The sequence below is a fragment of the Sphingomonas sp. genome (assembly GCA_019635535.1).
GTDB lineage: Bacteria > Pseudomonadota > Alphaproteobacteria > Sphingomonadales > Sphingomonadaceae > Allosphingosinicella.
Genome location: JAHBZH010000001.1, coordinates 92,996 through 113,726, shown reverse-complemented (window position 1 = coordinate 113,726; position 20,731 = coordinate 92,996). Strand labels below are relative to the sequence as shown.

The 20,731-nt window shown below is 66.3% G+C and carries 29 protein-coding genes; 10 read left to right on the top strand and 19 right to left on the bottom strand.

Annotated features, from left to right (window positions below):
* Positions 1-38: 38 nt before the first annotated feature.
* Complete coding sequence (locus tag KF780_00605; GenBank protein ID MBX3560291.1) at positions 39-1,094, bottom strand: sterol desaturase family protein; 1,056 nt, start codon at positions 1,092-1,094, stop codon at positions 39-41.
* Between the two features lie 178 nt (positions 1,095-1,272).
* On the opposite strand from KF780_00605, the gene KF780_00600 reads away from it, so the two are divergent.
* Positions 1,273-2,268 carry an adenosine kinase gene (locus KF780_00600; protein ID MBX3560290.1) on the top strand — a complete coding sequence of 332 codons (996 nt, stop codon included), beginning with the start codon at positions 1,273-1,275 and terminating at the stop codon, positions 2,266-2,268.
* A gap of 72 nt (positions 2,269-2,340) precedes the next feature.
* Here KF780_00600 and KF780_00595 read toward each other — a convergent pair whose 3' ends face one another.
* On the bottom strand, positions 2,341-3,918 hold the full coding sequence (locus KF780_00595; GenBank protein ID MBX3560289.1) for an amino acid permease: 1,578 nt from the start codon (positions 3,916-3,918) through the stop codon (positions 2,341-2,343).
* A gap of 304 nt (positions 3,919-4,222) precedes the next feature.
* Complete coding sequence (locus KF780_00590; GenBank protein MBX3560288.1) at positions 4,223-4,600, bottom strand: histidine triad nucleotide-binding protein; 378 nt, start codon at positions 4,598-4,600, stop codon at positions 4,223-4,225.
* Positions 4,601-4,689: 89 nt separating this feature from the next.
* Here KF780_00590 and KF780_00585 point away from each other — a divergent pair, with 89 nt between their 5' ends.
* The 4 genes from KF780_00585 to KF780_00570 all read left to right on the top strand — a co-directional run bounded on the left by KF780_00585 (position 4,690) and on the right by KF780_00570 (position 7,895).
* A complete protein-coding gene (locus tag KF780_00585) occupies positions 4,690-5,172 on the top strand; it encodes a hypothetical protein (GenBank protein MBX3560287.1) in 483 nt (160 codons plus the stop codon).
* 85 nt (positions 5,173-5,257) lie between these two features.
* Positions 5,258-5,983 carry a serine protease gene (locus KF780_00580; GenBank protein ID MBX3560286.1) on the top strand — a complete coding sequence of 242 codons (726 nt, stop codon included), beginning with the start codon at positions 5,258-5,260 and terminating at the stop codon, positions 5,981-5,983.
* Positions 5,984-6,064: 81 nt separating this feature from the next.
* Positions 6,065-7,462: a class II fumarate hydratase gene (gene fumC / locus KF780_00575; GenBank protein ID MBX3560285.1), complete on the top strand. Its 1,398-nt coding sequence runs from the start codon at positions 6,065-6,067 to the stop codon at positions 7,460-7,462.
* Positions 7,463-7,469: 7 nt separating this feature from the next.
* Positions 7,470-7,895 (top strand): two pore domain potassium channel family protein, encoded by a 426-nt coding sequence (locus KF780_00570; protein MBX3560284.1) that lies wholly within the window; start codon positions 7,470-7,472, stop codon positions 7,893-7,895.
* Between the two features lie 7 nt (positions 7,896-7,902).
* Here KF780_00570 and KF780_00565 read toward each other — a convergent pair whose 3' ends face one another.
* Positions 7,903-8,475: a DUF2585 domain-containing protein gene (locus tag KF780_00565; protein ID MBX3560283.1), complete on the bottom strand. Its 573-nt coding sequence runs from the start codon at positions 8,473-8,475 to the stop codon at positions 7,903-7,905.
* Positions 8,472-9,008: a DUF1697 domain-containing protein gene (locus tag KF780_00560; protein MBX3560282.1), complete on the bottom strand. Its 537-nt coding sequence runs from the start codon at positions 9,006-9,008 to the stop codon at positions 8,472-8,474. Before KF780_00560 ends, KF780_00565 begins: the two co-directional genes overlap by 4 nt.
* 72 nt (positions 9,009-9,080) lie before the next feature.
* Between KF780_00560 and gmk the strand changes: the two genes are divergently transcribed.
* Both gmk and KF780_00550 read left to right on the top strand, forming a co-directional pair.
* Positions 9,081-9,713, top strand: coding sequence for a guanylate kinase (gmk, locus tag KF780_00555; protein MBX3560281.1), 633 nt, complete (start codon positions 9,081-9,083; stop codon positions 9,711-9,713).
* Between the two features lie 71 nt (positions 9,714-9,784).
* A complete protein-coding gene (locus KF780_00550) occupies positions 9,785-10,354 on the top strand; it encodes a hypothetical protein (GenBank protein MBX3560280.1) in 570 nt (189 codons plus the stop codon).
* On the opposite strand, the gene KF780_00545 is transcribed toward KF780_00550, so the two are convergent.
* The 9 genes from KF780_00545 to KF780_00505 form a co-directional block, all read right to left on the bottom strand.
* Positions 10,351-11,031, bottom strand: a complete 681-nt coding sequence (locus KF780_00545) for an ATPase (GenBank protein ID MBX3560279.1) — start codon at positions 11,029-11,031, stop codon at positions 10,351-10,353. The two genes, KF780_00550 and KF780_00545, sit on opposite strands and share 4 nt — an antisense overlap.
* A complete protein-coding gene (locus KF780_00540; GenBank protein MBX3560278.1) occupies positions 11,028-11,252 on the bottom strand; it encodes a hypothetical protein in 225 nt (74 codons plus the stop codon). The genes KF780_00545 and KF780_00540 overlap by 4 nt, the downstream gene beginning before the upstream one ends.
* The gene (locus KF780_00535; protein MBX3560277.1) at positions 11,249-11,911 is read right to left on the bottom strand and encodes an HAD-IA family hydrolase; all 663 of its coding nucleotides are present in this window, start codon (positions 11,909-11,911) and stop codon (positions 11,249-11,251) included. The genes KF780_00540 and KF780_00535 overlap by 4 nt, the downstream gene beginning before the upstream one ends.
* A complete protein-coding gene (locus KF780_00530) occupies positions 11,908-12,495 on the bottom strand; it encodes an FMN-binding negative transcriptional regulator (GenBank protein MBX3560276.1) in 588 nt (195 codons plus the stop codon). Before KF780_00530 ends, KF780_00535 begins: the two co-directional genes overlap by 4 nt.
* A complete protein-coding gene (locus KF780_00525; protein MBX3560275.1) occupies positions 12,495-13,592 on the bottom strand; it encodes an RluA family pseudouridine synthase in 1,098 nt (365 codons plus the stop codon). Before KF780_00525 ends, KF780_00530 begins: the two co-directional genes overlap by 1 nt.
* Positions 13,589-13,966, bottom strand: coding sequence for a fluoride efflux transporter CrcB (gene crcB, locus KF780_00520; GenBank protein MBX3560274.1), 378 nt, complete (start codon positions 13,964-13,966; stop codon positions 13,589-13,591). The genes KF780_00525 and crcB overlap by 4 nt, the downstream gene beginning before the upstream one ends.
* Before the next feature lie 125 nt (positions 13,967-14,091).
* On the bottom strand, positions 14,092-14,670 hold the full coding sequence (locus tag KF780_00515; GenBank protein MBX3560273.1) for a hypothetical protein: 579 nt from the start codon (positions 14,668-14,670) through the stop codon (positions 14,092-14,094).
* A 45-nt stretch (positions 14,671-14,715) separates the two neighbouring features.
* On the bottom strand, positions 14,716-15,267 hold the full coding sequence (locus KF780_00510; GenBank protein ID MBX3560272.1) for a TIR domain-containing protein: 552 nt from the start codon (positions 15,265-15,267) through the stop codon (positions 14,716-14,718).
* Positions 15,267-16,076: a hypothetical protein gene (locus KF780_00505; protein ID MBX3560271.1), complete on the bottom strand. Its 810-nt coding sequence runs from the start codon at positions 16,074-16,076 to the stop codon at positions 15,267-15,269. Before KF780_00505 ends, KF780_00510 begins: the two co-directional genes overlap by 1 nt.
* Positions 16,077-16,257: 181 nt before the next feature.
* Here KF780_00505 and KF780_00500 point away from each other — a divergent pair, with 181 nt between their 5' ends.
* Positions 16,258-16,668 (top strand): hypothetical protein, encoded by a 411-nt coding sequence (locus tag KF780_00500; GenBank protein ID MBX3560270.1) that lies wholly within the window; start codon positions 16,258-16,260, stop codon positions 16,666-16,668.
* Between the two features lie 15 nt (positions 16,669-16,683).
* Here the strand turns inward: KF780_00500 and KF780_00495 are convergent, their stop codons facing one another.
* The 3 genes from KF780_00495 to KF780_00485 form a co-directional block, all read right to left on the bottom strand.
* Entirely contained in the window at positions 16,684-17,292 is a 609-nt protein-coding gene (locus KF780_00495) for a hypothetical protein (GenBank protein ID MBX3560269.1), read from the bottom strand.
* A 68-nt stretch (positions 17,293-17,360) separates the two neighbouring features.
* Positions 17,361-17,747 carry a ribose-phosphate pyrophosphokinase gene (locus KF780_00490; protein MBX3560268.1) on the bottom strand — a complete coding sequence of 129 codons (387 nt, stop codon included), beginning with the start codon at positions 17,745-17,747 and terminating at the stop codon, positions 17,361-17,363.
* A gap of 27 nt (positions 17,748-17,774) precedes the next feature.
* Positions 17,775-18,290 (bottom strand): hypothetical protein, encoded by a 516-nt coding sequence (locus KF780_00485; GenBank protein ID MBX3560267.1) that lies wholly within the window; start codon positions 18,288-18,290, stop codon positions 17,775-17,777.
* A 92-nt stretch (positions 18,291-18,382) separates the two neighbouring features.
* On the opposite strand from KF780_00485, the gene rarD reads away from it, so the two are divergent.
* Both rarD and KF780_00475 read left to right on the top strand, forming a co-directional pair.
* The gene (gene rarD / locus KF780_00480; GenBank protein ID MBX3560266.1) at positions 18,383-19,297 is read left to right on the top strand and encodes an EamA family transporter RarD; all 915 of its coding nucleotides are present in this window, start codon (positions 18,383-18,385) and stop codon (positions 19,295-19,297) included.
* A 31-nt stretch (positions 19,298-19,328) separates the two neighbouring features.
* Positions 19,329-19,922 carry a YdeI/OmpD-associated family protein gene (locus tag KF780_00475; GenBank protein ID MBX3560265.1) on the top strand — a complete coding sequence of 198 codons (594 nt, stop codon included), beginning with the start codon at positions 19,329-19,331 and terminating at the stop codon, positions 19,920-19,922.
* A gap of 4 nt (positions 19,923-19,926) precedes the next feature.
* On the opposite strand, the gene KF780_00470 is transcribed toward KF780_00475, so the two are convergent.
* Together KF780_00470 and KF780_00465 are read right to left on the bottom strand one after the other, a co-directional pair.
* Positions 19,927-20,334, bottom strand: coding sequence for a hypothetical protein (locus KF780_00470; protein MBX3560264.1), 408 nt, complete (start codon positions 20,332-20,334; stop codon positions 19,927-19,929).
* On the bottom strand, positions 20,331-20,690 hold the full coding sequence (locus KF780_00465; GenBank protein MBX3560263.1) for a hypothetical protein: 360 nt from the start codon (positions 20,688-20,690) through the stop codon (positions 20,331-20,333). The genes KF780_00470 and KF780_00465 overlap by 4 nt, the downstream gene beginning before the upstream one ends.
* Positions 20,691-20,731 lie beyond the last annotated feature (41 nt).

Here is a 20,731-nt window from a genome sequence, read left to right as displayed (position 1 = left end):
CGCTATGCGGACCGGCGATGGCCGGCGTCAATGGCCGATCAGGCGGCGTGGCGCCGGGTCAGCTCCCGCAGGGGCGGCTTGCTCCGGCGCGCGACGATGGCTTTGTCCCGCCGTCGCGCCCTCACCACATTCCACGCATCCTTGAACGGAACGATGTAGAGCGAGGCGACGGTCCGCATGCGCTCGGTGTCGCGCTTGTCGATGCCGAAGGAGAGGTCCTCGCGCTCCTTGGGCACGTAGATCGTCCCGAACAGCCAGTCCCACAAAGCGAATTGCGACCCGAAATTGCGGTCCCAGTGCTTTTCGGCGCGGCTGTGGTGGATCTGGTGCATGGCCGGGCTGATGACGAGGCGCGACAGCCATTGCGGGAAGGCGACCCAGATATGGCTGTGACGCAGCTGGGCGCCCAGCATGTCGAAGGCGAAGCGGCCGGCATTGATGCCCAGGATCGACATGACGGTGAGCTGGCCGGGGAAGGCGATGAGGAAGGCGCCGGTGACGATCGGCACGGCGATCAGGCTGCGGCCGAGATTGACCAGGCCGTTGACCGGATGGTTGCGCAGCTGCGAAACCGGCACCAGCGTCTCGGAGCTGTGGTGGACCTTGTGGAACTGCCACAGGAACGGGCTCCAGTGCATCAGCCGGTGCGCCCAGTAGCGGAAGAAGTCCTCGGCGAAGAGCAGGGCGACCGTATAGGCGATGACCACGCTTAGGCTCGCCTGCGCGGCATTGTCCGCCGCCCAGCGCCCACCCTTCGCCACCGCCTCGACATGCTGGGGCGAGGCCAGGATCGCGACCAGGCCGACCAGCACGCCCAGCGCCACCTTGTCGAACAGCACGAAGCGATAGTCGAGCAGCGCCGAGCGATGCAGCCACACATCCCTGGGAAACAAGAAACCCAGGAAGCCCTGCGCGCGCACCGCAGGTTCCGATCGTGCACGCCACGCCCACACACCGAACGCGATCAACGTCGCCGAAAGTAAGGATGTCCAGTGGAAACGCGAAAACAGTTTGCCGAAGACGCCGCGAACGGTGTCCGCCGCCGCCGCGAATTCCGGATTGGCGATAAATGGCGTGAGGGTCTCGATACTCATGACACGGCTCCGGCGCTGTTGCAGTTCGGTTCTGGCGCCCTCCCCGGGCAACCCTCTGGCCAGGAGAAGATGAATCCAGCATGAAACCGGCGCGATCCGGCCTGCCTCCAACGATCCTGGCCGTTGCCAATCATGAGTGTACGCCCTAGGGCGCTCGCTTTCCCGCCAGGAGCGCCCAATGACCGGAACCCGCCTCGACGTGCTGTGCATCGGCAACGCCATCGTCGACATCATCGCCGATTGCGACGATGCCTTTCTGGCGCGTGAGGGGCTGACCAAGGGGATGATGCGGCTGATCGACGCCGAGGAGGCGACCCGGCTTTACGATCATATGGGCCCGGCGCGCGAGATGAGCGGCGGTTCGGCCGGCAATACGGCGGCGGGGATCGCGGCGCTTGGCGGCAAGGCCGGCTTCATCGGCCAGGTGGCGCCGGATCAGCTCGGCGAATTCTACCGTCACGACCTCACCGCCACCGGCGTCGAATTCACCACCCCGGCCGCCGATCTGGGCGAGCCGACGGCGCGCTCGATGGTATTGGTGACGCCCGACGCGCACCGCACGATGAACACCTTTCTGGGCGCTGCCCAGCTCCTGCCGGCCGCCGCGCTTGACGAGGCGCAGATCGCCGACGCGGGCGTGCTCTATCTGGAAGGCTATCTCTGGGATCCCGAGGCGCCGCGCTACGCGATGGTGAAGGCGATCGACGTGGCGCGGCGCGCCGGCCGGAAGGTCGCGTTCACCCTGTCCGACACCTTCTGCATCGATCGCCATCGCGACGGCTTCAACACGCTGCTGGACGAAGGCCGCATCGACATCCTCTTCGCTAACGAGGCGGAGATCCAGTCGCTCGCCGCCGTCGCCCATTTCGAGACCGCTGTCGCGGCGGTGAAGGACAAGGTGGAGATTCTCGTCGTCACCCGTTCCGAGAAGGGCGCGATCGCCCTCGCCGGCGCCGAGCGGGCCGAGGTCGCGGCCGAACCGGTGGCCAAGGTGGTGGACACGACCGGCGCGGGCGACCTGTTCGCCGCCGGCTTCCTGTTCGGCCACATGCGGGGCTGGAACCTCGAAGATTCGCTGCGCATCGGCGCGATCGCGGCCGCCGAAGTGATCTCGCATTACGGCGCGCGGCCCGAAGCGGACCTGAAGGCGCTCGTCGCGGCCCGGCTCGGCTGACGCCCCACGCCAATCCCGGAACGAAAAAGGGGAGGCCTCGGCCTCCCCTTTCTTTTGCCTTGAGGCCGGGCCTCAGTTCCGGTCGGCGTCGTCCACGCCGGGGATGCCGGGCTCGATGTCCTGAATCTCCGATTCGTGCACCTCGACCAGGCCGCGGCCGAGATGGCTGTTGCGGTAGCTGTAGAGGAAATAGACGACGAGACCGATCGCGGTCCAGATCGGCAGCACCAACATCGCCTTGAACGGCAGGTTGAGGAACAGGAACAGGCAGCCCGCGATGGTCAGCGGCCCGATCAGCCAGATGGCCGGCGTGCGGAACGGCCGGTGCCGGGCCGGATCCGTGCGGCGCAGCACCATCACGACGATCGCCACCATGAAGAAGGCGTAGAGCGTGCCGGCATTGGCGATGTCGGCGAGCTGGCCGACCGGCAGGAAAGCCGCGGCGAAGGCCACGACACCGCCGGTGATCGCAGTGACGATATACGGCGTCTTCCACTTCGGATGCACGGTCGACAGCTTCTCCGGCAACAGGCCGTCGCGCGACATCACGAAGAAGATGCGCGTCTGGCCGAACAACAGGATCAGGATGACCGAGGGCATCGAGACAAAGACGGCGATGCCGAGCAGGTTGCCGAAGCCCGAGAAGCCGATCTGGCGCAACACATGCGCCAGCGCCTCGTTCGAGCAGACCAGCATCTGGCTGTATTCCGGCATCGCGCATTGCAGGGCCAGCGCCTCGGAACCCGCCGGGAACGGAACGCCGTTCGGGCCCATGATCGGCTGGCCGCCGAGCGAGCCGATCGCGCCGGCGGCGACCAGGATGTAGAAGATCGTGCAAACGAGCAGCGAGCCGATCAGGCCGATCGGTACGTTACGCTGCGGATTCTTGGTTTCCTCCGCCGCAGTCGAGACCGCGTCGAAGCCGACATAGGCGAAGAAGATCGTCGCGGCCGCGCCGACCACGCCGATACCCGATCCGAAGCCGCCGAACATGCCGGCCGGCAGGAAGGGATTGAAATTCTCCATCTCGACCGCCGGCAGGGTCAGCGCGATGAAGGCGGTGAGGGTGATGATCTTGATCGCCACCAGCACGGCGTTGACGCGCGCGGATTCGGTGGTGCCGATCATCAGCAGCCAGGTGATGAGACCGGCGATGAAGACGGCGGGCAGGTTGATCAAGCCGTCCGGCGAGCCACCCAGCGCCGCCGGCCCGGCGGCCAAAGCGGCGGGGACCTGTATCCCCAGAAACTGGTCCATCGTTCCGACGAAATAGCCCGACCAGCCAACCGAGACCGCGCTGGCCGCGACGGCATATTCGAGGATCAGACCCCAGCCGACCGTCCAGGCGAGCAGCTCGCCCAACGCGCCATATGTATAGGTGTAAGCCGAGCCGGCGACGGGGACCATCGAGGCGATCTCGGAATAGCAGAGCGCGGCGACGACGCACACCGCGCCGGCGACCATGAAGGCGATCATCAGGCCGGGGCCGGCTTTCTGCGCGCCGACCGCGGTCAGCACGAAAATGCCGGTGCCGATGATGCAGCCAACGCCGAACAGGATGAGCTGAATCGGCCCCAGCGAGCGATGCAGCGATTTTTTTTCGGCGGTGGCAAGAATGGCGTCGAGTGGCTTAACGCGCCCTAAGATCATGGAATTTCCCCTGAACCTGCGGCTCCCTTGGCCGCTCCTTTATGTTTGGCGCGGAGCCTAACCGCTAAATCCGTCGCCGCAAGCCTCATAATCGGCTCATGTTGTCGCGCGGGAAGCGGGCGCGGAAGTTGACGAACCTGACGCCACGTCGGGGACCGACGCCCCTCCCCGCGAAGCCCGCAAGGCGACGTTTGCCGATCCGGGCGGGAACAAGGCGGGACGACGGGAAAAGCGGCGCGATCCATTCCGGGACTCGCGCAGAAGAAATCCTACATTGCAATCGAATAGGAATCGCGGCGCGGGCCTATCCGGCCAGCATCGGGCCCAGGCCGCGCCCGCCGAAGAGATGGACGTGCAGATGCGGCACCTCCTGTCCGCTGTCGGGGCCGACATTGGCGAGCAGGCGGTAGCCCGGCGCGACCAGGCCGGCATCGCGCGCCACCTTCCCCACCGCGCGGACGAAGCCGGCGATTTCCTCGGCCGGGGCGCGCTCGGAAAAATCGTCCCAGGAGACATAGGCGCCCTTCGGAATCACCAGGATATGGGTGGGCGCCTGCGGATTGATGTCGTGGAAGGCGAGGGCGAATTCGTCCTCGTACACCCGCTTCGCCGGTATTTCCCCGCGCAGGATGCGGGCGAAGATGTTGGCGTCGTCATAGGGCAAAGTGGCGTCGATCGGCATGGCGGTCCTCCTCGCCAAGCGGATAAGCGCGCGGGGCGGCGCGAGCAACGCGCTTGACCCTCATGTCCCGCGCGTTACGAGTCGCCCTGATGAGCGACGAGACGCCCGACAGCCTGATTCCGTATGACGAGATCGTCCAGGAAGCCCTGCGCGCGGTCGTCGGGCGGGTGCTGGGCGAGATCGAGGCGACCGGGCAATTACCGGGCGAGCATCATTTCTACATCACCTTCAAGACCGCCGCCGCCGGCGTCGATATCCCGAAGCACCTGACCGAGCGATTCCCGGACGAGATGACGATCGTCATCCAGAACCGCTTCTGGGACCTGAAAGTGCGCGAGGACGGGTTCGAGGTCGGCCTCAGCTTCAACCAGTCGCCGGCACGGCTCGTCATCCCCTTCTCGGCGATCACCGGCTTCGTCGATCCGGCGGTCAATTTCGCGCTCCAGTTCCAGGCGCAGGCGGAGGAATCGGGCTTCGAGGAGCACGATCAGGCCGAGAACGATCCCCCGGCCGCCGAGCCTGTCGAGGACGGCTCCAATGTCGTTTCGGTGGATTTCAGCCGCAAGAAGTAGCGGGCGGAGCCTGGCGGCTCTCGCCGCGGCCGCTCTGTCGGCCGGCACCGCCCATGCCCAGCCCGCGGGCGCGCCGGCTGACGCAGTGCGCTATCCTTATGTCGCGGCGCTCGCGCGCGGGGCGGAGGCGGATTCGGTCTTCTTCTGCGGCGGCGCGCTGGTCGCACCGCGCTGGATCGTCACCGCGGCGCATTGCTTCTTCACGCGGGACGGACAGTGGATCGGCGAAGCCGGGCTGTCGGCGGTGGTCGGACGCGATCGCCTGGACGTGCTGGACAAGGAGGCGCGGATCGGCATCGACCGCGTCATTCTCCATCCCGGCTACGATCCCGCATCACAGGACAGCGATATCGCGCTGGTTCGGCTGGATACGATCGCGGGGCCCCTCGTCGCCGCGCTGGCGACCTTGCGTGACGGAGATGCGCCCGCCGCCACGGCGCTGGGCTTCGGCAGCTTCTACGAGGGCCGCCTGGCCGCCAATGCGCTTTCGGCATCCGGGTCTCCGACTTCGCAGACCTCGTATCGCCTGCGTCAGTCGCAGGTGCGGCGGATCGATCCCGCGCGCTGCACGCCGCTCGCCGATTTCGGCAAGATCGAGGACAGCCGCCAGCTTTGCTTCGGCGCGCCGTCCGTGGATGCCTGCGTCGGGGATTCGGGCGGCCCGCTTGTCGCGCCGCGCCCCGGCGGAGACGATCGACTGATCGGAATTCTCAGCCTCGGCACTGGCTGCGCTGTCGCCGAACCCGCCTTGGCCTATACGAGAGTCGCCGATCATGCCGAATGGATTGCGGCGGTGGTCGGCGAGCAATAGCGTCCCGTCATATTCGCGCCCCCTTCACCTCCCGGCGCGATCGCTTTACGAGCGGCAAAGAGTCGCTTCGAGGGGGACAGGATGAACGTCGCCAACACACGCACCGAGACCGACAGCTTTGGCCCCATCGAGGTCGCGGCCGATGCCTATTGGGGCGCACAGACACAGCGGTCGATCGAGAACTTCCCGTTCGGGCCACAGGAGCGGATGCCGATCGAGATCGTCCACGCGCTCGGCTTCGTGAAGCAGGCCGCGGCGCGGGTGAACGCGCGCGAGGGCGGGCTCGACGCCGGCCTTGCCGAGGCGATCCAGCAGGCGGCCGGCGAGGTCGCCGCCGGCGAGCATGACGACCAGTTCCCGCTCGTCATCTGGCAGACCGGCTCGGGCACCCAGTCCAACATGAACGCCAACGAAGTGGTGGCCGGCCGCGCCAACGAGATCCTCACCGGCCAGCGCGGCGGCAAGTCGCCCGTCCATCCGAACGATCATGTCAACAAGGGCCAATCGTCCAACGACAGTTTCCCGACCGCGATGCATGTCGCCGCCGCGCGCGCCGTCCACCAGCGGTTGCTGCCGGCGCTGCGCGTCATCCACCGCAAGCTCAAGGAGCAGGCGGAAGGGTGGGACCGGATCGTCAAGATCGGCCGCACCCATCTCCAGGACGCGACGCCGCTGACCCTGGGCCAGGAATTTTCCGGCTATGCCCATCAGGTCGAGATGGGGATCGCCCGCGTCGAGGCGGTGCTGCCGCGCCTGCATGAGCTCGCGCAGGGCGGCACCGCGGTCGGCACCGGCCTCAACGCGCCGAAGGGCTTCGGCGAGAAATTCGCCGCCGAGATCGCGAACCTGACGCGGCTGCCCTTCGTCACCGCGCCCAACAAGTTCGAGGCGCTGGCGACCCACGACACCCTGGTCGAGCTTTCGGGCGTGCTCAACGTCATCGCCGTGTCGCTGACCAAGATCGCCAACGACATCCGCCTGCTCGGCTCCGGTCCGCGCTGCGGCCTTGGCGAATTGCGGCTGCCCGAAAACGAGCCGGGCAGCTCGATCATGCCGGGCAAGGTCAATCCGACGCAGGCGGAAAGCCTGACCATGGTCTGCGCGCAGGTGATGGGCAATCATGTCGCGGTCACGATCGGCGGCCTCCAGGGCCATATGGAATTGAACGTGTTCAAGCCGCTGATCGGCGCCAACGTGCTGCGCTCGATCGACATCCTCTCGACCGGCATGGAGAGCTTCACCGCGCGTTGCCTGGACGGCATGGAGGCGGACGAGGCGCGGATCGCCGACCTGATGAACGAATCGCTGATGCTGGTGACGGCGCTGGCGCCCGAGATCGGCTACGACAATGCCGCCAACATCGCCAAGCACGCCCACAAGAAAGGGCTGACGCTCAAGCAGGCGGGGATCGAGCTGGGCCTGGTCGACGAGGCGACCTTCGATCGCGTGGTGATCCCGGAGAACATGCTGGGGCGGTGAGCAGAGGATGATCGAGGAGCTCGCCGTCGCAACCTTCATGGTGCTGCTGACGGCGTTCATCCATGCGCTCGGGCTCTATGCGCTCAGCCGCGCGCTGCGGCTGGAAGCGATGCACGCCGGCGATATCCCGGTGCAGCCTCTCTCGCCGCGCGGCATGATATTGGCCTTGTTCCTCGTTCTAGGCCTGTTCGCGCTGCACGGCATAGAAATCTGGTGCTATGCCTTCCTGTATTGGTTGGTCGGCGCCCTGCCCGATCTGCACACGTCGCTCTATTTCTCGACGATCACCTACGGGACGGTCGGCTATGACGATGAGGGCATCGCGTCCGGCTGGCGTCTCGTAGCCGCGATCGAGGGCATCAACGGCATCGTACTGCTCGGCTGGTCGATCGCGTTCATCGTCACGGTCGCCGCGCGCCGGCACCAGCATTGAGGCTCTCTCAGCCGCCCGCCTGCCAGACCCGGATCGCGTCCACCGGCCAGACCAGCATCAGCACGTTGAGCGTCAGATTGTCGCGGATGACGATCAGGGTCAGCAGCTCGAAGGCGAGGGCGATGGCGATCGTCGCCCAGACGGGAATCCGCCGCGCGATGGCGAAGCCGAGGATCATCCAGGCGACGTCCGCCACCGAGTTGATCACGCTGTCGCCGGTATAGCCGAGCGCGATCGTCGCCTCGCGGTAGCGATCGATGATGATCGGGCTGTTCTCCAATATCTCCCACGCCGCCTCGATCACGACGGCGGCGATCAGCCGGTCGCCGGGCGGGTTGCGGCGCAGGAAGAACCAGCCGAGCGCGTAGAACAGGAAGCCGTGGATGATATGGCTGGGCGTATACCAGTCGGCGAGATGCTGGCTGTTGTCTGGGCCGTGGACGGTCGGCACCCACAATTTCACCGTGCCGCATTCGCAGATCGGCGAACGGCCCATCCAGAGCAGGATCGCCGCCATGACCGCGACCAGCCCGAAGGCGATCAGCCAGTAGCCGCGTGGGATGAGCGGCGCGTTGGTCATGCGTGCAGCATCTCGTCCAGCGTGACCACGGTGCGGTAATTGCGGCTGGTCGCGGGCGAGCCGATCGCCTTGTCGATGATGCCCGGCGTGAGCTTCGACGTGCCCGAGCCCTCTGGATAGTGAATCCACAGTGCGTCGCCCGCCGCGCGGACCTTCTCTCCGGCGGCGACGCGGCCCTGGATCGCGGCAACGGCGCCCGCGACGGGCGGATGTTTCGAAACGAGCAGGAGCAGCCGGTTCGGCTCGTCACGCGCGGCTTCGGGGAAGGGGCAGCCCGGCGCATAGGCGGCCCATTGCGCGGCGGTGCGCACGATCGCCGGCGCCTCGTAGCCATATTCGCGGGCGATCAGCGCCTCCAGCGCCGTCTCGGCCTCGGCGGGCGCCGCATCGGCGTCGAACACCACATTGCCGCTCTGGATATAGGTGGCGACGTCGCGCCATCCGAGCGCGGCGCAATCGGCGCGCAGCTCCGCCATCGGCAGCTTGCGCCCGCCCACATTCACCGCCCGCAGCAACGCGACCATCCGCCCCATGGCACAAGATTAGCAGCATCCGCGCGCATGTCTCCCCTTGACGCGCGCCGTCCGGCCACGCCACTAGCCCTCATGAAAATCGCCAGCGCGTTCAAGCGACGGGGCCTGCTCTTCGTCCTTTCCAGCCCCTCGGGCGCGGGCAAATCCACGATCGCGCGCATGCTGATGGCCGTCGATGACGGCATCGCCATGTCGGTCTCCGCCACCACCCGCCCGATCCGTCCCGGCGAGGTGGACGGACGCGACTATCATTTCGTCAGCACAGCGCGGTTCGAGGAGATGGTCGCCGAGGGCGCATTCCTCGAATGGGCGCATGTCTTCGGCCATCGCTACGGCACGCTGAAGAGCGAGGTGCTGAAGACGATCGAGGCCGGCCGCGACGTGCTGCTCGACATCGACTGGCAGGGGACGCAGCAGCTGAAGCAGGTCGATCCGGACATCGTTCGGGTCTTCATCCTGCCGCCCTCCATGGCCGAGCTGGAGCGCCGGCTGCGCGGGCGCGGCACGGACAGCGACGCGGTGATCGAAAAACGCATGGAGCGCGCCGCGGCGGAGATCAGCCACTGGGCCGAATATGATTATGTGCTGATCAACAACGATGCGGAGAAATGCCGCGAACTCGTTCACAACATCCTGAAGGCCGAGCGGCTGAAGGCGACGCGGCGCGTCTTCCTCCACGACTTCGTGCGCGAGCTGATCGGCTGAAACCTTTCGCCCGGCTCGCGGATTTCGCCTAGGATGGCGTGAGCGCAACAGGGAGGATGGCGATGGGCAAGATGCTTGGGCGCGTCGTGATCGGGGCGGCGGCGGCGACCATTGCGATGTTCGTCATCGGCTTCATCTTTTTCGCGACGCCGCTGGCGCGCCTCGGTTCCGCCAGCCTTGACGATACGCAGGCGGCGGCGGTTCAGCAGGCGCTGGCGGCGAACCTGCCGCATACCGGCACCTATTTCGTGCCGGATCCGGATGGGTCGGCGGCGCAGACCGTGATGTACGGGCAAGGGCCGATCGCCACGGTCCACTACAATATCGGCGGGTTCGCGGCGATGGATTCGGGCGCGCTGATCGGCGGACTCGCGCTGAATTTCATCGTCGCGCTGCTGATCGGCCTGGCGCTTGGTTTCGTGGCCGATTCCGCCGTGCGCGTCCGGCTGGCCGTGCTGTTCCCCCTGGGAGCAACCATTTTCGGGCATCTTGGCCGGCCGGTCTATTATCACCACGACTGGGCGAACGCGGTCTATGCCTTCGTCGCCGACACGACGATGCTGGTCGTCGCGGGGCTGATCCTCGCCTGGTTCCTGCCCAGCGTGCGCGGGGCTCCGGCCGACATGCCGACCGACGTCTAGATCAGGTTCAGGAATCGATAGGCCGCTTCGAAGTCGGCCCGCCGGTTGGCGAGCGCCCTGGCGGCCTCCGCGTCCTCGCCCCATTTCTCGGCCTGCCATTCCTCGTCCAGCGAGGCGGCGGCCCAGGCCGTCTCCAGGTCGAACGCGTTCTCGGCGAGCGCCAGCGCGATCAGCAGCGAGCCGGACACCGTCACCAGCGGCGACAGCCCGGCGAGCTGGAAGTGATCGCGCACCGCGACCGCGTGCGCGAGCCGCGCGATCGTGTGCGCCGGCTGGGCCTTGTGGATGACGCCGGTGGCGATCTCGAAGTCCACGTCGTAGCGGCGGCGCGCCCAGGCGAGGATCGGGTCCCACCGTTCCGACTGGCACAAGACGAGACCGGCCGGTCCCTCGGCGCGATAACAGGTGAGGTCGCTTTCGCCATAAATGGCGAGGCCGCGCGCGAAGTTCTCCCGGTCCGGCGCGATCCGGTCGATCGCGGCGTTGGCGAGGCCGGTGAGCGGCATGGCGCGCGGGTCGATCGTCTCGCCTTGCGCGTTCCATTCGTCCGCGATCGCCTCGGCGAGCGCGGCGCTGGGCGCCGCCAGATCGGCGCGCCCCGGCGTCTGCACCGGCCGGCCGTCGAGCAGGATGCGGCGATCGTCGGCCGCCGCGGCCTCTTGGTAGAAGCGTTTCACGCGTCGGGCGGCCGCTGCCAGCGCCCGGCCAGCCATTTGGGCCCGAAGAAGCTGACGACGAGCGCGATGAAGGCGAGCGGGAAGCCGATCACATTGCCGCCCTCGACGATCACGTCGCTCTGCCACAAGAGGATGCCGAACAGCACGACGAAGGTCGCGCCGATCCTGAGCAGGTTCATCGCGATGAAGCGGTTGCGCCAGATATCGTCCTGTCCCGTCATGCCCATGTCCTCATATATGCGATGATCTCGCCGGGTGTCTCGGCGACATGATGCGCGCCGGCGCGGCTTAGCTCGGACGCGTCGTGATAGCCCCAGGCGACGCCGATCGCGCTTACCCCGGCGGCGCGCGCCATCGCCATGTCGTAGCTGGTGTCGCCGATCATCACCGTGCGTTCGGGCACGGCGCCCGCGTCCGCCATCGCCTGTTCGATCATCGACGGGTGCGGCTTGGACGGGTGGCGGTCGGCGGTCTGCAGGCTGACGAAACGGCCGGCGATCCCGTGATGCTCCAGGCAGAGATTGAGCCCCCGGTCCGACTTGCCGGTCGCGACGGCGAGCAGCCAGCCGTCCGCTTCGAGCGCATCGATCAGCCCGGCGATGCCTTCATAGAGCGGCTCCTCGTCCAGCCCGCGCGCGCGCATCGCCTGGAAGGCGCGCTTGTAATCCTCGGCGAGCGCGGCGTGGAAATCCGGCTCCGCCTCGGGCAGCATCGCGCGCATCGCCTCGACCAGGCTGAGACCGACGACGCGGCGGGTCTGCGCGTGCGGCGGCGGCGCCAGCCCGGCCGCGGCGAAGCAGGACGCCATCGCCGCACAGATATTGTGCTGGCTGTCCACCAGAGTGCCGTCGCAATCGAAGATGGCGAGGCGGGTCACTATTGCGGGCCCTGCATCAGCGTGGCGAGTTCCGGCGCGTAGGGTATCAGCCCAGCTGCCGCGCCGGCTCGCTCAGTCTCGTTCTTGTGTTGCCCGAGCTTGCGCGTCCCGCGCAGCGCCTCGATCCGCAGTTCGTAGCCGACAATCGCCTTCAGCAACCCCTCGAACCGGCCGGGCGCCATCTTGGCGCGGGTCCAGGCCGGCTTGGGCGCGAGCCGGGCCTCATGCGCCGCGCTCAGATCGTCGAGCAGGTCGGCGAGCTCGTCTGGGTCGAGCCGCCTGAGCGGACCTTCCGCCTCGACCGCGAGATAATTCCAGGTCGGCACCTGATCCGGCGTGCCGTACCAGTCCGGGCTGATATAGGCGTCGGGGCCGAGAAAAGAGGCAAGGGCGCGCGCGCCGTCCAGCGCCTTCGCCGCCCGGTTGCCGCGCGCGACATGGAAACGCAGCCGGTTCGGCCCGGCGACGACGACCGGCGTGTGGACCACGAACGGCCCGTCCACCGCGATCGTCGCGAAGGAGATGTCGGCGACGAAGGCGAGCAGCGCGTCGCGGTCAGCCCAGGCGAAGGCGCGGTTCGGATGCATCAGCCGCGCCGGCGCGAGCGGCGCTCGCCCTTGCGCTCGCGGCGCTTCGCCTTGGCGGCGGCGGACGCGGCCTTGCGCTTGCCCTCCGCCGTCTCGGAATATTTCACCTCGTCGAGCGGCAGCGCGTCGCCCAGCGCGGGATCGAAGCCGAGGCTGGCGAGGCTCGCCGCGAAATGCTCGGGCAATTCGGCGATGGCGTCGATCCGCCCGCCGTCGGGATGGTCGATCCGCAGGCGCCGGGCGTGGAGGTGCAGCTTGCGGCTGATCGTCCCGGTCAGGAAGGCGTCCTGCCCGCCATATTTGCCGTCGCCGACGATCGGATGGCCGATCGCCAGCATGTGGACGCGAAGCTGGTGCGTGCGCCCGGTCAGCGGCTGCAATTCGACCCAGGCGGCGCGGTTGCCGGCCCGCTCGATCACCCGGTAGCGGGTGCGCGCCGGCTGGCCTTCCGCCTCGTCCACATGCATCTTCTCGCCGCCCGTGCCCGGCTGCTTGGCGAGCGGCAGGTCGATCATCCCGTCCTCGACCGAAGGCACGCCGGTGACCAGCGCCCAATAGACCTTGCGCGCCGTCCGCCCGGAGAAGCTCTTCGAGAAGAACGCCGCCGCGCGCGGCGTGCGGGCGACGAGCAGGGCGCCGGACGTGTCCTTGTCGAGCCGGTGCACGAGTTTCGGGCGCGGCTGGCCCACGTCGACCAGGCCTTCGAGCAGGCGGTCGAGATGGTCCTTCGTCCTGGTCCCGCCCTGCGTGGCGAGGCCCGGCGGCTTGTTGAGCACGATGCCGGCGGGATCGGACTGGATGACCATGGCGCGGACGAACTCGATCTCGTCCTCGCTCAGGATTTCCCGCTGACGCTGCGGCCGGGTACTGGCGGCCGGAGCGGCGTCCTCGCCTTGCGGCGGCACGCGGATGATCTGGCCAGCCTCGATCCGGTCGCCGGGCGTGGCGCGCTTGCCGTTCACGCGCAGCTGGCCGGTGCGCGCCCAGCGCGACACCTGGCCGAAGCTGGCGTCCGGCAGGTTGCGCTTGAACCAGCGGTCGAGCCGGATGCCGTCATCCTCCTCGGAAACAGTGAACTGGCGGACGTCCGCGCTCATGCCGCCAGCCGCGCGAGCCAGAAGCCGAGGAAGAAGAGCGCCAGCGCGCCGATCACCGAGACGAGCGCGTAGGAAGCGGCGCCCGCCCACTGCCCGCGCTCGATCATCGCGAACATGTCGAAGCTGAAGGCCGAGAAGGTGGTGAAGCCGCCGAGCACGCCGACGCCAAGGAACAGCCACAGCGTCTGGTCCGCCGGATTGCGCCCGAAGAAGAAGCCCGCGAGCAGCCCCATCAGCAGCCCGCCGACGAGGTTCACCGTCAGCGTCCCCCAGGGATAGGGCGTCGCCAGGTGCCGCAGCGTCCACCGCCCCACCTCATAACGCGCTCCCGCGCCCAGCGCGCCGCCGATCATGACTAGGAGGAGATGAGGCATGGGGAGAGCGTTTAGCGGGCGGGGCGGGGAGGCGCCAGTGGCCGGGATCGCGCAGACAATACTTGTCACCTCAATTGCAAGGCACTTACGAAGCGAGTGTTGGACTTGTCGCCCGGAGTTAACCGCTACCGGAACTGTCCAGGAAATTCGCGGGCAAGCACCTCAGCTATCGCGGATGGGTCAGGGTCGGTGGGTGTGTCGTAGGCGTCAAGTCGCGCGAAGGCCGGGGCGCCGGGGCCGAGGCCCTCCACCTCCGTAAAACGCAAAAAACTGAACCCTCGGCGGTCACCGCTAAAATCGGCCAGGATCTGCGAGTCGACTTTCATTAACTGGATGGGGATGAGGTAGAATGACACTTGGACGGCACGGGAGTTGGGGGCGTCCACCTGCTTGTCCAGGAGAAGAATGCGATGGAGCGGTATTCGAACATTCCGATGCATCACGTAAACTGACCGCAGCGGAAGTTCGGTCGAGATCGCGCTCGACGATCTCACCATCATAATCGCGTGCCTTCCGAGTGCTTCATACTCCTCAGCCGTTGCAGGAAGAGCGATGTCGGCGCTAATTTCGCGGACGGACTCGGCGCCGATCTCACGCAGGACGCTGTCAGTATTGCCTGGCTGCTGTGAAGACACCGATGAAACCGGGAATGTTGCCGCCGTCGAGAGAATTGCTGCGGCATCCACAAGTTTTGATCTCCGCATATTTCCTCCGGTGTGACGGTCGGTTTGTGGAAATCCTCAAAGCGCTTACACGTTTATTCCAAAGCTTCGGTGAGCCGTAGCGCTCCAATAATCAAGGCTGGAGCCAGGTTTTTTGTTTAGGTCATATTGGCGGATCGCTGCGTCTATGGCGTTCCTTTGGAAAGGCACGTGAATCGCGCGCACAGCGCCGGTTCCAATATGGTTTGCAAGCGCTTTCGGCCAAAGTTCGGAGAGGGCCTTCGGGTTCATTATAGATGTATAGCCGGGATAGGTCACTATAATCGGCAACCCACATTTTTCGACCGCATAATTGATCTCGAACGGAACCCAGTCCAAATCGTATCTAGTTCGCGGGCCGACGATCAACACCATGTTCTTTGAATTATTGAGCCGCTCTACCAGACTCCTTCTAAGAGTCTCCATTTTGCTACTGTCTCTGACAGCATAAACCTTATCGTGACTATTAATAAATCGAAATGAGATATCATCATTCTCATGCCAAGCCTTCATTATGTTGAAGTACTTGATATCAGACGCCGTTGGATCAGTGATCCCCTCAGCGTGGAACGCGATATAAGTTCCATTCCGATAGGCCATCACTTTCTCCAAGTACCCGCGATCTCCCGAAGATCGAGCTTATCAAAGCAGGCTTCCGGCAGTGTTATCGTAATCTTTTCAGGCAGTTGCATCTTCCTTGCAGTATCTATGATGGCCAGCACAAGGAGCCGCAAGAGATGCTGGGGCTCCAGATTCAAGCTGGATCGTCCATTGCCAATCAGGGGAAGCGCGAGGGGACGACCATTGTTGAGGTGATAGACGCTTTCCAGCGCGTTTGTCACCGCCAACCAGAAATTGGCGACCGTGGTGGATGCACGGTGCGTCTGGATATCTGTAGTGGCGAGAGCCACCACAAAGGCATGTTGAGCACCGATCGGAACCATCAGCGTCGTCCCTATCGGGTACTTCGTGGCTGGCAGATTGGGGCGCGTTACATCCTCGCCGAGGTGCAGGGCCAGCAAGGGGTCCACGACCGCTCTAAAGGTTGGGGCATGGGATTGAAAGTATCGAGCTATGAATTGTCCATGCACGGAATCCGGCGAGACAACTTGACCGATATCCCCATCAAAGAACTCATTCACTGCGACAATCAGGTCGGCCTGCTCATCAAACAAATTGCCATACTTGATGTTCAGGTGAGTGTTCGTTGTGGGGATAGCGAACTGGACCGAGCGAGGCTCATACACGCGGACTAGGAATGTCAGAAGAGCAACGGTGGAAATCGACCCGATATAGAGTGCGGTTTGGGCCCTGAACCAGTCTTGTGCGCCTTCGAATAGAAAGTCGGCGATCTCAGTTAGTAGCCAGATAGCGCCAAGGGATCCGAGTACGGCGCGCAGGCCAGGCATCCACCGGCGGCGGACGCCTGCGTTCAGCGACTTTAATACGTTTAGCATCTATCCCCGGCCCCGATCGAGAAAGGTGCCATTACATCGTGCCAATGGCAACCTCTCGCGAAACGACAGAGGCGAGACGGACTGCGGCGACAGGTTGCTTAAGCCTCGAATTACTTACCCCCCAAAGCCCAGCGTGGCTGATGCCCATTTTCCTACACGCCCGCAATCTGTCATGCTGCGCCGCGACTCGGGGTTCGGCCCCGGGCACGGCTCTTTGCATCGTTTGCTCGATCCGCTCCCGATCCTCGAATCGGAGCATACCGGCGCGCCCCGGCAGCGGCGCATCGGGGACAAGGATCCCCTGCGATTCCATGTGACATTCGTGCCAGTCGTGCCGATTGTGCCACTCGTGCCGGTTGGGGCGTCGAGCGGCTTCGGCTCAGGACGGCTTTCACGTCGCCAGCGCCTCCGCGCCTCCGCGCGCACATTTGCCTTTGATGATTTCGGCACCCGCATCGCGCGCCTGAAAAACTGCCAGGCCAGTGCGAACATTCGTGAACATTCGCGTCCGCCTGGACAATTCCTTGGGCTAACTTTTCCCTAACTTTTGGGTCGCCCGCTATCGCCCGTTATTGACGATCAGCGCGACGTCCGAGCCGGCATCGGTCGGCGTGACGATCAGGTAATAGGCGCCGTCATTCTGCTCGTTGACGCCGCCCAGCACATGATCGGCGCCGCGCCTTTGCTGTTCGGCATTGTAGCCGGCGCGGGTCACGGCGGCGCGGTAATAGGCGATCACCCGCTCGTAGCGGTCCCCCGTGCGGAAGGTGACCACACGCAGCCGGCGCTCGTCGCGGTTGCTGCCCGCCGCCTCGGTCAGCCGCGCGCCGGGATACAGGGTGAACTCGGCCGGCAGGCGCTGCGCCCATTCCGGCCCATATTGCAGGTCCGCGCCGATCCGCGCGGCGGCGTTCTGGGCGCTGCCGGCGGGATATTGCGCCTGGACCGGCGTCTCGGGCCGGCGGGCGCTGTTCGGATTGGCCTGCTGGACCAGGTTGGGATCGACCAGGATCTGATCCTCCAGCGCGCTGGTCAGCGCCGGGTCCGCGCCATTGGCGAGCAATTCGTTGTCGAGCTCGGCCACCTCGTTCCGCCCGGAGCAGGCGGCGAGCAGCATCAGCCCGGCAAGCGGGGCGGCGCGAAGAGCGGAAGCGAGACGGGTCGGCATGCGCGGAGTCCTTTCGGGGTCCGCGCCGCTATGCCCGATTCCGCGCCCTTATGGGTGAGATGAAATGGTTAATCCGGGGCGCTTTGCCCCTCTGTCCCGTCTTGGGACTGCCACCAGGCGAAGGTTTCGGCCTGCACGGAGCGGATGAAATGCACGGCTTCCGGGCCTTCCCACGGCCCTCCATAGCCGCGCGACCGCGCCCCGCCGCTAACCCACCAGCCTTGGCCGGGTATTCCGTCGCTGGCACGCACCACCAGCACCGCGAGCTCAGGCTCACCGCGCGCCTCGGCGTCCCGGTCGATCTCGCCCAGCATGGCGCACAAGGCGCGCATCTTGGGCCGGGTGAAGCGGTAGCCGAGATGCTCGAGCAGCTCGCCATAGGACAAGGCCGTCCCGGCCCTCGCCGCGGCGACGAGATGAGCGTGTACTTCCTTCGGATCGGCGAACAGACTCACGACATGCCCTCCCGGCCGGGAGGGCTATCAGTTCGTGTCGCTCAACAACAGCCGGGCCTCGGTGCCGCCGCCCTGGCGCGGGGCGATGCGCAGCGTGAACCGCTCGCCGTCGCGCCGCCCGGTGCCGGCGATCACGAAGCCCGCGCCCTCGGCCGCGTCGGTGGCGATGGTGAAGGAGCCGCGCCGCGCCGGATCGCGATACCAGGCCGCGACCCGGCCGATCTCGTCGCCGGTCGAGAAGCGCAGCTCGACCTCGTCAGTGTCGCTTTCCGGCCGATTGCCCTGGACGTGGATGCCGCCGAACGTCGAATCCGGGTAGATCAGGGCATTGTCGCCGTCCATGTCGGCGCGGTTCAGGATCGACTCCGGGATGTCGAGCTGGAGATTGAAGCCCGGCGCCTCGATCGTGAGGCGACCCGGTTCGGCGCGGCCTGCCGCCGTCGCATTCTCGGCGACCGGGGCGGCATCGTTGCCGAAACGCGCCTCGCAAGCGCCAAGCAAGGCGACGGCGGCGATCGCCGGAATCAGTCTGGCCTTGGTCATCGAAGCTCTCCTTTCAGGCTGTTTTAGCTGTATTATACAGATAACACAATGCGCCGCTTGCCGCGCCGTCCCGGCTCCTCTAGGCGCGCGCCATGGATGAAGGTCAACGCCAGCGGCGCGCCGGGCTGATGTTCGGCGTGGGCGCCTATCTGCTGTGGGGCGTGATGCCCCTTTATTTCAAGGCGCTGACCCATGTCGGCCCGGTCGAGATCGTCGCGCACCGCATCCTCTGGTCGCTGGTCTTCCTAGGCGCGCTGATCGCCCTGTGGCGGCGCTGGCCGGCGGTGCGCGCCGCGCTCGCCAATCGCCGGGCGATGCTGCTGCTCGCCGTCACCTCGGTGCTGATCGCGGTCAACTGGCTGGTCTACATCTATGCCGTGGTCAGCGGCCATGTGCTGGAGGGCAGCCTCGGCTATTATCTCAATCCGCTGGTCAACATCCTGCTCGGCGTCGTCATCCTGAAGGAGCGGCTGAGCCGGCTTCAGGTCGCGGCGACTCTGATCGCGGGAGCGGGTGTGGTGGCGCTCGCCGCCGGGGCGGGATCGGGGCTGTGGATCAGCCTGGTGCTGGCGGTCAGCTTCGCCAGCTACGGCTTCCTCCGCAAGATCGCGCCGGTCGAGGCGCTGGAGGGTCTGTCGATCGAAACCGTGATCCTCGCCCCGCTCGCGCTCGGCTGGGTGCTGTGGCTCCAGCAGGCCGGGACGGGCAGCTTCCTTGCCGCCGGCCCGACCACCGCGCTCCTCCTCGCTTTGGGCGGCGCGGTCACGGCGGTGCCGTTGCTGCTGTTCACCGCCGCCGCGCGCCGGCTGCCTTACTCCACATTGGGCTTCCTCCAGTATCTCGCGCCGTCGCTGCAATTCCTGCTCGCGGTGCTGGCCTTCGGTGAGCCGCTGACCCGCGCCCATGCGATCTGCTTCGGCGCGATCTGGACGGCGCTGGCCCTGTTCACCTTCGACGGGCTGCGCGCCGCGCACCGCGCCCGGATCGCCGCCGCGGAGATCGCTTGACGCCTTGCCGGGGCCGGAGGATGAAACGGCCATGAAGACCGATCCCAGAATCGACGCCTATATCGCCGCGCGCGCGGATTTCGCCCGGCCGATCCTGGAGCATCTGCGCGCCATGATCCACGAGGCCTGTCCGGAGGCCGAGGAGACGCTGAAGTGGAGCATGCCGAGCTTCATGTGGCGCGGGAAGATCCTGGCGGGCATGGCCGCGTTCAAGGCGCATGCGACCTTCGGCTACTGGAACGACGCGATGCTGGGCCAGGACGAGAAGAACCGTTCGGCGATGGGCCAGTTCGGCCGGCTGACGAGCATCGACGACCTGCCATCGCGCGCGACCCTGATCGATCTCACCCGCCAGTCGATGGCGCTGATCGAAACGGGCGCGAAGCCGCCGCGCGCGACGGCGAAGAAGCCGCCCTTGACCGTGCCGCAAGACCTGCGCGCCGGGATCGACGCGGACCCCGCCGCCAAGGCGACGTTCGACGCCTTCCCGCCGAGCTGTCAACGCGAATATGTCGAATGGGTCACCGAGGCGAAGCGCGACGAGACGCGCGCGAAGCGCCTGGCCCAGACGGTGGAATGGCTGGCGGAAGGCAAGCGGCGGAACTGGAAATACGAGAATTGCTGAGCGGTTAGAAGGTCACGCCATTTCCGTCCGATTCCGGCACGGCCGGCGCCACCGGGCGGCATTGGGGCAGGTCGAGCTGGGCGTGCTCGTCGCAATTGCGCGTCTGGATGTCGCCGTTGGGGGCGATGAAGACGGCCCAGTGGCGGCCGTCGTCGCACAGCGCCACCCACATCTCCATGCCGCGATAGGTCTCCTGGTGCGCCGTCGCCTCGACCCGCGTGCAGCGCCTGCCGCTGTCGCGGATGGCGCGCATGATGCCGAGCCGCTGCATCGGAGCGGACAAGGCGGCGAGCCGGTCGTGGTGCGGATTTTCGACCTTGATCTGCGTACGGTTCTCGACTGGCCGGCCGTCCTCGCAGCCGGCGAGCGCCAGCGCGGCGCATCCGAATGCCAGCGCGAGAGCTGCTCTCATTGGCCAGAATCCGGAGCAGTGCCGGGCTGGGCCACCGGATTGTCGATGATCTGCGCCTCGCCGCCATTGCCGATCGCGATCGTATAGGCCCGCCCGTTATCGCAGCGTACCGACCAGAGCGGGAAGCCTTCATGATCGCCGGCCCGGACGGACTGATCGACATGCTGGCAATCCTGCCGGGCATCGAGCAGGGCCCGGATGAAGACCGCATTGCGCTGGCCTTCCGGCATCGCCTCGATCTGGTTCTGCGTCGCGGTGGCTTCGGCGGTCCCGGCGGCCTCGTTATGTGGCTCCGGAGCCTGTCCCTGGCAGGCCGCGAGCGCCAGCGCCGCGAGCGGAATCAATGATGCGCGCATCGATCTTCTCCTTACGCGGCTATAATGATCGGCCGGGCCAT

Coding starts and splice junctions, on each gene's coding strand:
- KF780_00605 (MBX3560291.1), bottom strand. CDS start 1,094: ATGAGTATCGAGACCCTCACGCCATTTATCGCCAATCCGGAATTCGCG.
- KF780_00600 (MBX3560290.1), top strand. CDS start 1,273: ATGACCGGAACCCGCCTCGACGTGCTGTGCATCGGCAACGCCATCGTC.
- KF780_00595 (MBX3560289.1), bottom strand. CDS start 3,918: ATGATCTTAGGGCGCGTTAAGCCACTCGACGCCATTCTTGCCACCGCC.
- KF780_00590 (MBX3560288.1), bottom strand. CDS start 4,600: ATGCCGATCGACGCCACTTTGCCCTATGACGACGCCAACATCTTCGCC.
- KF780_00585 (MBX3560287.1), top strand. CDS start 4,690: ATGAGCGACGAGACGCCCGACAGCCTGATTCCGTATGACGAGATCGTC.
- fumC (MBX3560285.1), top strand. CDS start 6,065: ATGAACGTCGCCAACACACGCACCGAGACCGACAGCTTTGGCCCCATC.
- KF780_00570 (MBX3560284.1), top strand. CDS start 7,470: ATGATCGAGGAGCTCGCCGTCGCAACCTTCATGGTGCTGCTGACGGCG.
- KF780_00565 (MBX3560283.1), bottom strand. CDS start 8,475: ATGACCAACGCGCCGCTCATCCCACGCGGCTACTGGCTGATCGCCTTC.
- KF780_00560 (MBX3560282.1), bottom strand. CDS start 9,008: ATGGGGCGGATGGTCGCGTTGCTGCGGGCGGTGAATGTGGGCGGGCGC.
- gmk (MBX3560281.1), top strand. CDS start 9,081: ATGAAAATCGCCAGCGCGTTCAAGCGACGGGGCCTGCTCTTCGTCCTT.
- KF780_00550 (MBX3560280.1), top strand. CDS start 9,785: ATGCTTGGGCGCGTCGTGATCGGGGCGGCGGCGGCGACCATTGCGATG.
- KF780_00540 (MBX3560278.1), bottom strand. CDS start 11,252: ATGACGGGACAGGACGATATCTGGCGCAACCGCTTCATCGCGATGAAC.
- KF780_00530 (MBX3560276.1), bottom strand. CDS start 12,495: ATGCATCCGAACCGCGCCTTCGCCTGGGCTGACCGCGACGCGCTGCTC.
- KF780_00525 (MBX3560275.1), bottom strand. CDS start 13,592: ATGAGCGCGGACGTCCGCCAGTTCACTGTTTCCGAGGAGGATGACGGC.
- crcB (MBX3560274.1), bottom strand. CDS start 13,966: ATGCCTCATCTCCTCCTAGTCATGATCGGCGGCGCGCTGGGCGCGGGA.
- KF780_00515 (MBX3560273.1), bottom strand. CDS start 14,670: ATGCGGAGATCAAAACTTGTGGATGCCGCAGCAATTCTCTCGACGGCG.
- KF780_00510 (MBX3560272.1), bottom strand. CDS start 15,267: ATGGCCTATCGGAATGGAACTTATATCGCGTTCCACGCTGAGGGGATC.
- KF780_00505 (MBX3560271.1), bottom strand. CDS start 16,076: ATGCCTGGCCTGCGCGCCGTACTCGGATCCCTTGGCGCTATCTGGCTA.
- KF780_00495 (MBX3560269.1), bottom strand. CDS start 17,292: ATGCCGACCCGTCTCGCTTCCGCTCTTCGCGCCGCCCCGCTTGCCGGG.
- KF780_00485 (MBX3560267.1), bottom strand. CDS start 18,290: ATGACCAAGGCCAGACTGATTCCGGCGATCGCCGCCGTCGCCTTGCTT.
- rarD (MBX3560266.1), top strand. CDS start 18,383: ATGGATGAAGGTCAACGCCAGCGGCGCGCCGGGCTGATGTTCGGCGTG.
- KF780_00475 (MBX3560265.1), top strand. CDS start 19,329: ATGAAGACCGATCCCAGAATCGACGCCTATATCGCCGCGCGCGCGGAT.
- KF780_00470 (MBX3560264.1), bottom strand. CDS start 20,334: ATGAGAGCAGCTCTCGCGCTGGCATTCGGATGCGCCGCGCTGGCGCTC.
- KF780_00465 (MBX3560263.1), bottom strand. CDS start 20,690: ATGCGCGCATCATTGATTCCGCTCGCGGCGCTGGCGCTCGCGGCCTGC.